Raw genomic sequence first — 12,800 nt, forward strand, 5'->3', positions numbered from 1 at the left:
GAGATAACTGTAGTATTTCATACTACTTTTTTGAAGTGCGGAATGTGGGTTCTAATAAAAAGTAAAATTTTTGATTTCTATTGGTTAGCGATCGCCGGAAAGTTTACCCAGAAAGAGGTACAGAGTTTAACTTCTATCTGGTCTTCCCCCAGAGTGATGAAAGAGGGATAATGATTTAATCAAGGAAAAAAAGCTGAACAAATTTCAGGATTGACAAAAACAAAAGGGGTAAAGTAAGCTAGTGAAGGAAGCTAAACTTAGGGGTGAAGTATGGAAGAATATTGGGTAAAATTGATATATTTATTATGCTTATGGGATATTATGCTATAATAACTTGAAATTAAGGTAAGTGGTCAAAATTTTCATAATAGTCGAGGACAAAATTAATTACGATAATCTGGAAATAACTATTTTTTAAGAAGATACTTTAGAAAGTCATAACATAAACAACAATCATTTTGGAAAAAAATAGAGTATTACTAAATTTTAGTTATATTATTGTAAAACTTAGTTTATTTATCTAAATCTAATACCTATCTAAACCAAGAATTATAATTTTTTCAGCAAACCCTAATTAAGTAAAAAGGAAAAGTATCATTAATGAATAATTCAACTATATTAGCCCAAAAATATCCCTCAACTTGGTTAAAAATTATTGTAGTCAGCTTATTAATTTTAGGTATTTTCTTTCGTTTTTCTCATCTAGGACAAAAAATTTATTGGTTTGATGAAACTTTTACTTCTCTAGCTATTTCTGGTCACACCTTAGCTGAAGTCAAGGAGGAAGTATTTAATCATGAGAGTGTTATTCCCATTACAACGTTGGATCAATATCAACATCTTAATCCAGAGCGAGGAATAGCTGATACGATGAACTATTTAATCACCTCTGATCCTCAACATCCTCCTTTATACTATGTTATGGCTAGATTATGGGTACAAATATTTGGAGATTCTCCGACAGAAATTAGAAGTTTATCAGCGTTGATCAGCCTGTTGATATTCCCTTGTGTTTATTGGCTCTGTATAGAGTTATTTAACTCCCCGATAGTAGCATGGGTTGCTCTGGGGTTAATTGCAATTTCTCCGTTAGAAATTTTTTTTGCTCAAGAGGCACGACAATATGGTTTATGGATGGTCATAATTTTGCTATCTTCCGCCAGTTTATTACGAGCCATGAGAAAGGAAACTATTCTAAGTTGGGGGATTTATAGCCTAACTTTAACTTTGGGCTTATACACCCATTTATTTATGATTTTAGTTGCCATTGCTCAAGGCGTTTATATCTTGGTTAATCCGCAATTTCGTAATCTCAAAACTTTACGGAATTATTTATTAGCTGGAATAGGGGCTTTTTTATTCTTTTTGCCCTGGCTGATCATCTTAATTAATAATATTCACACGGCTTTACAACTTAATCTACTTTGGTCAGAAAGTATTATCAATAACCCTTTCGAACGCATAGCTCTTTTTTTTATTCGAGGTAGCAGAACATTTTTTGACATTAATTTAGCTTCAGACAATTGGTTGATTAAAAACATATCCTTAGAAGGACCTATTGTCTCTACTATTATCCTGATAGTGTTAAGTTTTTGTTTTATTTTATATTTATTATATTTTTGGACTAAAAATAATAGTAAAGGAATTTTATTTGTTGGGATCTTAGGCACAATTCCATTTCTCTGTTTACTAATTTGTGATCTTCTTTTTGGAGGAAGTTTAGCCATTCATCCTCGTTATACATTACCTTTATATCTCAGTTTGCAAATTGCTGTTGCTTATATTTGTTCTTACCACATTTTTAGAGAAAATAGCAAAACAAAAGGGTTATGGGCTGTAATTTTATCTGGGTTTATTATAGCTGGAATGATCTCTAGTGTTACTTTTTTTAATGCCCAGAGTTGGTGGACAGAAGTTAGGGGTTCTTATTTCATTAAAATGGCTCAAACTATGAATGAGAATGAGCAACCTTTACTAATTAGTGAAAACTGTAATATTTGTATCGGGGCAAGCCTAACCTTAAGTCGTCGCTTAGACTCAAAAGCTCATTTATTAACAATACCTCTAAATGAGCCAGTAACATTTCCCCTAAACTATAGTAATGTTTTTTTTGTTGACCGTGATAGCAATTTATTACATCAACTACAACAGGATACAAGCTATTCCCTTACTTTAATAGATCCAAGTATTGGATTTTGGGTGATCAAAAAGAAATCAACTTAACAGATTTGGGAGCAGTTCAATGTGGTCGAAAATGCTAACACCTCGGCTACGCTCGGTGTTAGCCCAGAGCGAAGTCGAAGGGCTAACTACCAGACGAATCACCTTCTGTCTTGATCCCACAAAACAACAAGAAGTTAAGTTTTATGAATGGCGAAAACTTCATAAATTGTTGTACAATACTTGTTCATCTCATGGGATAGCTAAATCCTAAAGGATATAAAATTCTGATCGAAGTTTTAGCTAGGGGTGATATTAGTCATATTGGTGAAGTGAGTTATTTTTTTTAGGAAAGACAAGCAGGAGAAAGTAAAGTGACACGGGAGCAATATTTGGAGTATATTCAGCATTTATTGACCTTAAGTTTCTCTTTTTGGCCTGTTAAGAGATTTCTGACTTTTGGATTAGTCGGTTTTAGCGGTATTTTTGTCGATATGGCGGTTTTATATTTACTGCATGATCCTACTACTTTAAATTGGGGGCTTACTCGCAGTAAAATTATTGCTGTAGGAGTTGCTATTATTAACAACTTTTTCTGGAATGATGCTTGGACTTTTGGAGATATTTCTGATCGTGAAAAGGGTTGCAGAAAAAAAATTAAACGTTTTTTCAAGTTTTATTTGATCTGTTTAACTGGTGGCATTTTAAACGTTTTATTATTAAATATTTTCTATAATTTATTTGATGTTAAAATGATTCCTAAGTCCGAATATATTGCAAATTTAATGGCGATCGCTATTGTCACCATTTGGAATTTCTCGCTGAATCTTAAATTCAATTGGTGTGTTACCGAAGATGAATAGTTAACGGAGGCAGGAGTTAAAAGGCAGGAGGCGGTCTTCGGTTAGAAGGGTGGGCAATGACCACCAAATTAGAGATAATAATTGAAAATCTATTGACCCATTTTAGCTGTGTCAATCCACTATTCTAAACTAGCTTTGTGAGAAGTCAAATTGTGCTGTCTTCTGAATATACTAACACCCGACTTGTCATCAGTTTCAACTACATGAAACTGATGTTTTTCAAAGATTGAATCATAGCTTCCTTCCTTTAGTACGGAGTCTGATAACTTCTGTATAGGAGAATATTGATGATGTTCTTGCCCTTCTATCCAAAATGGTGCGTTTGACACAGCATTATAGCTACAATGAAGAACTGTTCTAGGCAAATTTGAAAAGTTACCATCAGACCAGTGTAATGTATTACTGTGGAAAAATAGAGCATCGCCTATTTCCATCTCACAATATACCTTTTCTAGTCTTGCGAGAATTTTTGCGACTCGCTCTGGATCAGTACAATAATCATTACCACTCTGAAAATGGTCAAGGCGACCCATTAAATGGGATTTCTTGGCAATCTGGAGACAACCATTTTCCTGGGTCTGTTTATCAATAGCAATAGTACAAGTGAGTAAGTTAGGAAATAGACAGCCATCATGATACCAAAACCAATAATCTTGATGAAAGCCCACGGCACTATTACTCTGTGGTTGTTTTCTAATAATTTTAGAGTGCCAATGATAACATTCCTCACCTAATAAAGCCTCTGTTGCATCAATGAGCCTTGCCATTCTAGGGATTATCCCTAACATCGTATTGCCTAAATCATTCCAAGTTGCTACTTTAAAAGTTCTCCCTTGAGCGTCAATTACGGATGTTTGTGATCCTTTGATATGAGGATCTTGGTCGCATTCTAAACGTAAAGGTTCTAGTTCTTCAGGGTCAAAAAAGTTAGGGATCATCACAAATCCTTCTGTATGGTATTGTGCAATCTGTGTGGAGGAAAGAGGACGGATAGTCTGAATTTTTCGAGGCTCTCTTGGAGTTAAGATAGTCTCATTAATTTGGTTAATCATAAAAGTTTTCTCCTTCAATAATCTAAAATAATCTAAATAGATGGACGTTGTGATAAGACTGTGTTGATGATATTAAGGGCAGCCTGATATTCAGTTTTTGTAAGTTCCAAACGAGGAGGTCTGACAAAGGTATTTCCCAAACCCACAACCTTCTGCATGAGCTTGGTCATTTGCACAAATTTAGGGACAGCGTTAAGTCGCATTAAAGGCATGAGCCATTTATAAAGTTGAAAGGCTTGGTCGTATTGCCCTTGAATCGCATAATTAAAGAGATTTACGCTTTCTTGAGGTAAGGCATTAGCTGTTCCAGCTACCCAAGCGGTTGCTCCTGCTGTTATCCCTTCTAATAAAACATCATCCATCCCCACCACAATAGACAGCCTTTCTCCTACTAAAGCCCTAATTGCCGTAATTCTGCGGACATCAGTAGTGGATTCTTTAACAGCAACAAGGTTAGGATATTCTTGAGCTAATTGGGCAATGTTTTCTGGTAAAAAATCTGTTCCATAAGCTACAGGATCGTTATATAACATACAAGGTAGCTTGGTTGCACTTATCACCGCAGCTACATGAGCTTTCATCTCATACCAGTCTGTGCTGTATTGATAAGGCGGTAAAACCATCAAGGCACTACAACCTACCTTCGCCGCTTTTTCTGCTAGGGTGACGGCTTGTGCTGTGGTCATTGCACCAATACCAGAAATAACTGGCACACGATCACCTACTTGAGACAAGCATATTTCCAGAACTTGGATTTTTTCTTCACGGGTTAAAGATGTGGCCTCTCCAAGAGTTCCATTAGCCACAATTCCCGTACATCCATGATCAACTAGCCAAGTAACGTGCTTGGCGATCTGTTCTCTATCCAGGGTTAGATCTTCTTTAAAACCAGTGGTGATAGCTGTCATCACACCATTCCATTTCATTTCAGCTTATTTCTCCTCATTAAGTTTGTTTAAGCAAGCTTTATCTAATCTGATCAAGAATTTGAGTGATTAATAACATCCCCTCCAAAAAATTGTCAGAATCTCTAGCTAGGGCGATCCGGATATATTTGTCTCCCCATGTAGAATTATGCCAGTAAAAGTAAACTCCAGGTAACACATAAACTCCTCCTTTTCTCAGAATTTGTTGTAGTTGAGTCCCATTGAGTTGAGGATCTGTAATTTGACACCAAGCTACACTTACTTTTGCCCTCGGTTTAATTGGTTTCAAAATAGTACATTGAAAAATATCTTCGAGTTTTTTTCTATTCGTATTGAGAAGATTTCTTGTTGAATCAAAGTTATTTTTACCAGAATCTTTAAGATACTCTGTTAGAAAATTGAGAATGAAAGGAGATACATTTAAAATATAAGATGTATAGATAGAATACATTTCTTCATAAAGATCCTCGCTAACTTTAAGCATAGCTATTTTAGCATCCTGAATAGGCCAAGTCTTACCTGTATCTTCAATCGCCATATATTTAATACCAGATTCTTTCAATATCTGATATGTATCATATAGTTCAAAATCTTCATCGTTTATTAAAAAATTAGCAAAACAATGATCGATAACTAGAATTTTGTCATAGTCTTTACAAAACCGAACTACATTTTCAAAAGCTTGTTGATTTTTTTTACCCAGTAAAGTCAAACCTGTGGGATTATTAGGATCTACCAGAAATAGAACATCCCCTTTAACATTATTTTTAAGATTTTCATAAATATTTTCTTGATCATGAAGCAATTTCTCATTAAAAGGAAAAAGAGGAATTTCCAAGTTCATTAAAATTCCATAAAGATTATCAAAACAAGGTTCAATCAAACTAACACTTAGTTTCTTCTTAAGACAAAAATTGGCTATATGAATAATAGCAATAGAAGCCGCATAATAAAGCATGATATTATTCGGAACTAAAGCTGTTTCAATGCCTCTTAATTGATAAAATGTTTTAATAAATCTATGATTTAATTCTTCTTGTTTAATTCCTTGAGATTCTAACCATAATTCAGGTAATTTTTTGATAATTTCCATTTGAGAAACAGATTGTGACTGATGGGTATGGGCATCAGAAAAATTGTATTTGTATTTAAGCCCTTGAACTTCGTGTTGAGTTAAATCTTGAATCGTCATAAATAAATCACCTTTATTTTTTATCTGAATGCGAGGGGAAAGCCCCAGAATCATCAAGAATTAAAGAAAACCCACTAAAATGAAATCGGCTTAAAATCCTGAAGATGAGCTTTTTTAGATATCCGTCCATTTTAGCCCATAAGGGGGTAACAAAATCGGATTTTATATTAAAATATGAGGTATAGCAACCGCCCGTGATCGTAAGGATTCAGGTGTAAGGGATTGACAAAAAGGGCAATTAAGCTAAACTAACGGTATGAGTCAGAGTCAGTCAGGGTCGCCACTCAATTCAGACGAGTTAAACCAATTGTCAAAGATGATTTGAGTGTTTATAATGGTTCTGCTGTTCGGGCGTAACAAAAATGTTGAGCTACGTCTACGTCGTCATTTCCAGAAATTGATCTAAACTCCAGGTTTACATAATCAGGCCATAGGTCAAGCCTTTAAGGATTTAATCGATGAGGCTTTTCGTCATTATCGCACTTGGCAACAAGATAAAGATAGACATCTTTATTTTCAGTAGACATCTCCAGAAATTAACCTCAAACCCTTGTAGCATCGAGGTAAAATCTGGACTTTTGGAGATGCCTAGTGTGTGGCAAACATCAAGCTTGTTAACCCACTGGAAAAAGCAAGAAGACTTGGATTTTCTCAATGAAGTTAGCTGTGTACTATTGATAGATTCTAGCTTTTTGCTATTTTTATTTTGTTAAGAATTATGCGTTTAAAGGATAGTCCAACTTGGCTAAAAGTTATTGTAGTCAGCTTATTGATTTTAGGTATTTTCTTTCGTTTTTCTCATCTAGGAAAAAAAATTTATTGGCATGATGAAGCCTTTACCTCTCTGGCTATTTCTGGTCATACCTTAGCTGAATTACAACAAGAAATATCTAATCATGATCAGGCTTTCTCCATTACAATTTTAGAGCAATATCAACATCTTAATCCAGAGCGAGGGGTAGCTGATACGGTGAACTATTTAATCACCTCTGATCCTCAACATCCTCCTTTGTACTATGTTATGGCTAGATTATGGGTACAAATATTTGGAGATTCTCCGACAGAAATTAGAAGTTTATCAGCGTTGATCAGCCTGTTGATATTCCCTTGTGTTTATTGGCTCTGTATAGAGTTATTTAACTCCCCGATAGTAGCATGGGTTGCTCTGGGGTTAATCGCAATTTCTCCTTTAGAAATTTTTTTTGCTCAAGAGGCACGACAATATGGCTTATGGATGGTCACAATTTTGCTATCTTCTGCTACTTTATTACGAGCCATGAGAAAGGAAACTATTCTAAGTTGGGGTATTTATAGCCTAACTTTAATCTTAGGCTTATACACCCATTTATTTGCCATTTTAGTAGCCATTGCCCAAGGTGTTTATGTGTTGATAAAGCAAAGCTTTCTCTGGAACAAAACTTTACAAAATTATTTATTGGCTGGAATATTTTCTTTTATAATGTTTATACCTTGGCTAATTATTTTTTGTAATAATATTCATACTGCGTTACGGCTAACGTCATGGTCATCAGTTACAATCATCACTAATCCTTTAACTATAATCGCTATTTTATTGACTCGGACTACAAGAATTTTTTTTGATGTTAACTTAGGTTCTGATGCCGCTTGGATTTACAATTTAGCATCTGAGAGTCTTCTTAGCTATAGCATTGTTACAATAGTAATCTGTTTCCTATTAATTGCTTATTTTATATATTTTTTTGTAAAAAATCGACTTTTTCTCAAAAGAGATTTATTGATATTTTTATTAGGTATAATTCCTTGCTTGTTCTTGTTTTTATCTGATTTAGTATTGGGAGGAATTCGCTCTATTTACTTTAGATATCAGTTACCTTTTTATTTAAGTTTACAAATTATCTTAGTTTATATTTTATGTTGTCATGTTTTTTCTGAACACAGATGTAACCAAAGGATATCTCAGTTAATACTTTGTTTATTTATAATAGCTGGCTTGGTTTCTGACTTTGCTCTATTTAATACTAACAGTTGGTGGTTACAGATCAATGGTAGAAATACTCTAAAAATAGCAAAGATAGTAAAAGATTATGAGCATCCTTTATTACTGAGTGATGACCATGTTTCTAATTTGGGAGCAATCTTAAATTTGAGTCAGATTTTACCATCAAAAGTTAAGATATTACCCATACATCATAATCATTTAGTAAAGATACCTCCTGAGTATAAAACTATTTTCTTTTTTGATTTTAATAATACTTTAATTACTCAAATTGATAATGATGAAACTTATTTTAAAAAGCTGATCGTGCCAACTATAAATTTCTGGCAACTCAAAAAAAAATAAGATAAAATGCGAGTTTCAATCTCCCACTAATTGTTACTTCTGACTGGTCACTGAGCTTGTCGAATTGCTGACTTCTGACTTCTTGAAATAGTCCCCCACAAATTCGCTACACCACCCAAAAGAATTGTATAATAACACACTAACAAGGACAGAGACTTTTACCAAATATTATTTATGACTACACTTGATCTGATACAACCACCTCAATTTGAATGTATAGAAGACGAACGACTCCATCGAAAACAGCGTTTAGCGGCTACATTTCGCTTATTTGCTTACTATGGATTTGAAGAGGGGGCTTCTGGTCATATTACCGTTCGTGATCCCGAATTTCATGATTGTTTCTGGGTTAATCCTTTCGGAATGTACTTTGGTCATATCAAAGTTTCCGATTTAGTTTTAATGAATAATCAAGGTGAAATTTTAGAAGGAAACCACCCTGTAAATATTTCTGCTTTCGCTATTCACTCTCAAATACATCTTAAAAGACCTGATGTAGAATCTGCTGTTCATGTTCATTCAACTTATGGTAAAACTTGGTCTGTATTTGAACGTCTTCTGGCACCAATTACTCAAGAAGCTTGTCTTTTCTACGAAGACCACGCTCTATTTAAAGACTACACAGGTTTAATAGAAGATATTAGTGAGGGTGAGCGAATTACTGTTGCTCTTGGTAATAAAAAAGCGATCATTTTGCGAAATCATGGTTTACTTACTGTTGGTCACTCTGTTGATGAAGCTGCTTGGTGGTTCATCATTATGGAGCGTTGTTGTCAAGTGCAATTGTTAGCAGAATCTGTGGGGAAATTGAAATTAATTGAGCCAGAAATTGCTCAGTTAACGTGTAAACAGCTTGGTACGCATTACGAGGCTTGGTTTAATTTCCAACCCCTTTATGATATGATTCTTAAAAAAGAATCAGACTTACTTCAGTGAGATTTTATAAACTTAAAAAGCAGAAGAAGATCCACCACCATCCACCGAAATCGCCACTCCGGTAATATAGCTAGAACATTCTGAAGCTAAAAATACAACTAAATTAGCGACTTCATCAGGAGACCCTCGACGACCAAGAGGAATAGAGTTGTTTATGTTTTCCACCAGATAATTAACCGATTTATTTTCTTGTTGAGCAAACATATTAATAAACTCTTGATGTCTAGGAGTGTCAATCAAACCGGGATTGACAGTATTAACTAATATATTCCAAGGTGCTACTTGAGTAGCTACCGCTTTTGTAAAATTTATTAAACCAGCATTAGCGACTCCTGATTTGATGAGACGAGCAGAAGGTTCCTTTCCAGAGCTTCCGACAATATTAATAATCCTTCCCCATTTTTGTTGCTTCATAGTCGGTAAAACTAAATTCGTCATGCGAATATAGCCCATTAGTTTTCCGGAAAAAGCATCATTCCATTGGTTTTTAGAGATATTTTCAACGGCTTCGTTATCAAATTTAGCTCCTTCTGAATTATTAATTAAAATATCAATTTTACCTAATTGTTTTAAAGATTCTTGAACCAACAATTTTGAGTCTGGTTCTTGCTGAATATCAGCAACAAATTTGAGGATTTTGCCAGAAAATCTTGCTAATTTTTGTTCGGCTTCTTCTAATCGTTTTTGATTCCTACCACAGATAATTAATTGACATCCTTCAAGAGCTAATTTTTCAGCAATAGCATAGCCAATACCTGCACTAGAGCCTGTCACTAAAGCAACTTTTTCTTTTAAACCTAGATCCATGATTAATGTTCCTTGATAACTAACTTTTTAAGTTCTAGCACAACACAATAAGGTTAAGATATATTTTCAATTGTAAAGCAAAGATTCTTCTAATTATTTATTAAAATTTCAATCTTTATTTATTGAAATTTCAATCAAAGAAACTAATTCATCAGAAGAATTATATCCACTATAAGGAAGATGAGGAGGAACATAATAGATTGTTCCATATTTTAGAGATTGCTTTTGATTATCCACAGTCATTGTTAACTCTCCATTGATGATAATACCTATTTGTTCTTTTTCTGAACTGTGTATAGGAATTTTTTCTCCCTGCTGAATTTGAGTAACCAGAACTTCAAACCAAGAACCTGCCAGAGATTGACAAGAAAAATTGGTGTTTTTATATTGATTTGTAGTAAGTTGGAAGATCCCATTTTCAAGCTTAGACTGAAATTGATCCTTAATAATCCGCTTTACATCAAACCCTAACGCGATTTCTGAGAATGGATTAAGAGAACCATGTAAAATATTAGGTTGAGCAATATAAACCTGTTGGAGAGGTTCAATCATTGTTTTTGTTCCATTAATATTCATTTCTAATTGTCCTGAAAATAACATTCCAATTTGACTTTCGGGGTGTTTATGTAAAGGAAAAACTGCATTAGGTGCAATTTTAGCTAATTGAACCACAATATCTGAACAGTTAAAAGCTGTTAATTCAACATCTGAACTTACTTTAATGATTTGAGCTTGAGGAAAAAATTTACAATTCATTTTCTTTTTGTTTTCTTGAAAAAATTGACCAACTCATTTTAATATTGCCATAGATAGCAATAAATTCTAAATTATTAGCTAGAGCCGCATTTTCATTAGTAATTGCGAAATCAGCTAACTCTTGTTTAACTTGAATTGCCGCAAAACTGGTGGATGAACATAATTCTACCTTTACATCATTAATAGTTAAAGGCTCTGGTAATAGCTTTGATAGTAGGGGTAAAGGGGCAGGATGACTAATGATTGTAGCCCCTTTTAAAGTAACATTCTTATCTTTTTTCTTGGCTAATCCATATACAGGAGTAGGGTAGATAAAAATAAAGCTCAAATCAAAATCTGACTCCATATAAAACTCATTTATTTGGTTATAGGCATGAGGAACCAAAGCCCAGTCTATCTGTTTGTTGAATAAGGCTTCTTTTACTTGAAAAAAATTTTCAAATAACTTGGCTAATATTCTTAAATTTTGTGTCTTAAATTGATTCGTAACATAATCAGCAACATAGTCACTACTACTCCCACTCGGTCCTAAAGTTCCAAGAGTTAATGTTTTTGTAGTGGAAATCTTCGTATCAGATTCTAATTGAAACTTCAACATGATTTTAAGAGATATTCAAAAAGGTAGTAAATTGTTACCACTAATCTAGGAATGGATAATCTATATAGCCATGATGATCTCCTTGAGTAAAAGTGTCACGGTAATATTGATTAAGTGGGGCATTTAGAGCAAAACGCTGTGGTAAATCAGGATTAGCAATAAATAATCTACCGTAGGCGACAAAATCTGCCATGTCATTGGCTAGTATAGCTTCTCCTGTGTCATAGGTATAGCCACCGGCTGTAATCAACTTACCTTTGTACATGGGACGAAAATAGCGAACCCCTAACTCTACTTTTGGTTCATCTGGATCATCCTGTGATCCTTTGATTCTAGGTTCTATAATATGGACATAAGCTAACTCAAACTTATTTAACTCGGTTACAACATGGTTAAATAAAAGAGTTGGATTGGAGTCGTGCATATCACCATAGGTACTGCTTGGCGATAGCCTAACGCCAACTCTATTCCCTCCCCAAACTTCCGTGACTGCTTCAGTAACTTCCATCAGTAAGCGAGTACGATTCTGAATCGAACCGCCATAATGATCAGTTCGATGGTTAGTATTATCTTGCAAAAATTGATCCAGCAGATAGCCATTAGCACTGTGAATTTCCACACCATCAAAACCTGCTCTTTGAGCATTTTTAGATCCTTCGCGATACTGTTGAATAATGTTGGGAATTTCTTCACTTAAAAGCTCCCGAGGTGTAACCACGTTTTGTAAGCCTATTGGTGTCATAATTTGGTTATCTATTTGAGGGGCTATGGCACTAGGTGCAACGGGTAATTTTCCTTGGGCTTGTAGTGAAGGGTGAGAATATCTCCCAACGTGCCACAATTGCAAAAAAATCCGTCCGCCACAATTGTGTACAGCTTTTGTAACCAACTGCCAACCAGCTATCTGTTCTGGTGTATAAATTCCGGGGGTTGCAATAGTTCCAGTTCCCTGTTGCGAAATCTGGGTAGCTTCACTAATAATCAATCCTGCACTAGCTCGTTGGGCGTAGTAAGTAGCATTGATTTTAGTAGGCACATTTCCCTTTGTTACACGCTTACGAGTCATGGGAGCCATCACTATTCTATTGGGAAGTTCCAAATCACCGAGCTTGATCGGTTTCAATAAATTTGAAAGATGCTTATTCATCAAAGTAAAAAGTATAAAAATTAGATTTATGGTAATTATT

Annotated in this window: 11 protein-coding genes and 2 pseudogenes; 6 read left to right on the forward strand and 7 right to left on the reverse strand. The window is 34.6% G+C overall.

Annotated features, from left to right (window positions below; translation table 11 throughout):
* Positions 1–600: 600 nt before the first annotated feature.
* The 3 genes and pseudogenes from VB691_RS23420 to VB691_RS23430 form a co-directional block, all read left to right on the forward strand.
* The gene (locus VB691_RS23420) at positions 601–2,223 is read left to right on the forward strand and encodes a glycosyltransferase family 39 protein (protein ID WP_323293942.1); all 1,623 of its coding nucleotides are present in this window, start codon (positions 601–603) and stop codon (positions 2,221–2,223) included.
* A 19-nt stretch (positions 2,224–2,242) separates the two neighbouring features.
* Positions 2,243–2,434 (forward strand): hypothetical protein, encoded by a 192-nt coding sequence (locus VB691_RS23425; RefSeq protein WP_323293943.1) that lies wholly within the window; start codon positions 2,243–2,245, stop codon positions 2,432–2,434.
* Positions 2,424–3,023, forward strand: a pseudogene (locus VB691_RS23430) (GtrA family protein); the annotation flags it as partial. The gene VB691_RS23425 and the pseudogene VB691_RS23430, both read left to right, overlap by 11 nt.
* 119 nt (positions 3,024–3,142) lie before the next feature.
* On the opposite strand, the gene VB691_RS23435 reads toward VB691_RS23430, so the two are convergent.
* The 3 genes from VB691_RS23435 to VB691_RS23445 are packed head-to-tail and all read right to left on the reverse strand — an operon-like array spanning position 3,143 to position 6,193.
* Complete coding sequence (locus VB691_RS23435; RefSeq protein WP_323293945.1) at positions 3,143–4,075, reverse strand: phytanoyl-CoA dioxygenase family protein; 933 nt, start codon at positions 4,073–4,075, stop codon at positions 3,143–3,145.
* 32 nt (positions 4,076–4,107) lie between these two features.
* Complete coding sequence (locus tag VB691_RS23440) at positions 4,108–5,001, reverse strand: dihydrodipicolinate synthase family protein (protein ID WP_323293946.1); 894 nt, start codon at positions 4,999–5,001, stop codon at positions 4,108–4,110.
* Positions 5,002–5,041: 40 nt separating this feature from the next.
* Positions 5,042–6,193 carry an aminotransferase class I/II-fold pyridoxal phosphate-dependent enzyme gene (locus VB691_RS23445; RefSeq protein WP_323293947.1) on the reverse strand — a complete coding sequence of 384 codons (1,152 nt, stop codon included), beginning with the start codon at positions 6,191–6,193 and terminating at the stop codon, positions 5,042–5,044.
* 315 nt (positions 6,194–6,508) lie between these two features.
* Between VB691_RS23445 and VB691_RS23450 the strand changes: the two are divergent.
* The 3 genes and pseudogenes from VB691_RS23450 to VB691_RS23460 form a co-directional block, all read left to right on the forward strand.
* Positions 6,509–6,707: pseudogene (locus tag VB691_RS23450) on the forward strand (IS66 family transposase); the annotation flags it as partial.
* A 204-nt stretch (positions 6,708–6,911) separates the two neighbouring features.
* Positions 6,912–8,516, forward strand: a complete 1,605-nt coding sequence (locus VB691_RS23455) for a glycosyltransferase family 39 protein (protein ID WP_323293948.1) — start codon at positions 6,912–6,914, stop codon at positions 8,514–8,516.
* A 174-nt stretch (positions 8,517–8,690) separates the two neighbouring features.
* Entirely contained in the window at positions 8,691–9,452 is a 762-nt protein-coding gene (locus VB691_RS23460; RefSeq protein WP_323293949.1) for a class II aldolase/adducin family protein, read from the forward strand.
* A gap of 12 nt (positions 9,453–9,464) precedes the next feature.
* On the opposite strand, the gene VB691_RS23465 is transcribed toward VB691_RS23460, so the two are convergent.
* From VB691_RS23465 to VB691_RS23480, 4 genes are all read right to left on the reverse strand, one after another.
* Positions 9,465–10,259: an SDR family oxidoreductase gene (locus VB691_RS23465; protein ID WP_323293950.1), complete on the reverse strand. Its 795-nt coding sequence runs from the start codon at positions 10,257–10,259 to the stop codon at positions 9,465–9,467.
* A gap of 108 nt (positions 10,260–10,367) precedes the next feature.
* Complete coding sequence (locus VB691_RS23470) at positions 10,368–11,015, reverse strand: cupin domain-containing protein (RefSeq protein WP_323293951.1); 648 nt, start codon at positions 11,013–11,015, stop codon at positions 10,368–10,370.
* Entirely contained in the window at positions 11,005–11,613 is a 609-nt protein-coding gene (locus VB691_RS23475; RefSeq protein WP_323293952.1) for a LysR family transcriptional regulator, read from the reverse strand. The genes VB691_RS23470 and VB691_RS23475 overlap by 11 nt, the downstream gene beginning before the upstream one ends.
* 40 nt (positions 11,614–11,653) lie before the next feature.
* Positions 11,654–12,760 carry an alkene reductase gene (locus VB691_RS23480; protein ID WP_323293953.1) on the reverse strand — a complete coding sequence of 369 codons (1,107 nt, stop codon included), beginning with the start codon at positions 12,758–12,760 and terminating at the stop codon, positions 11,654–11,656.
* Between the last annotated feature and the right edge of the window lie 40 nt (positions 12,761–12,800).

This window comes from Crocosphaera sp. XPORK-15E (assembly GCF_034931425.1).
Classification (GTDB): domain Bacteria; phylum Cyanobacteriota; class Cyanobacteriia; order Cyanobacteriales; family Microcystaceae; genus UHCC-0190.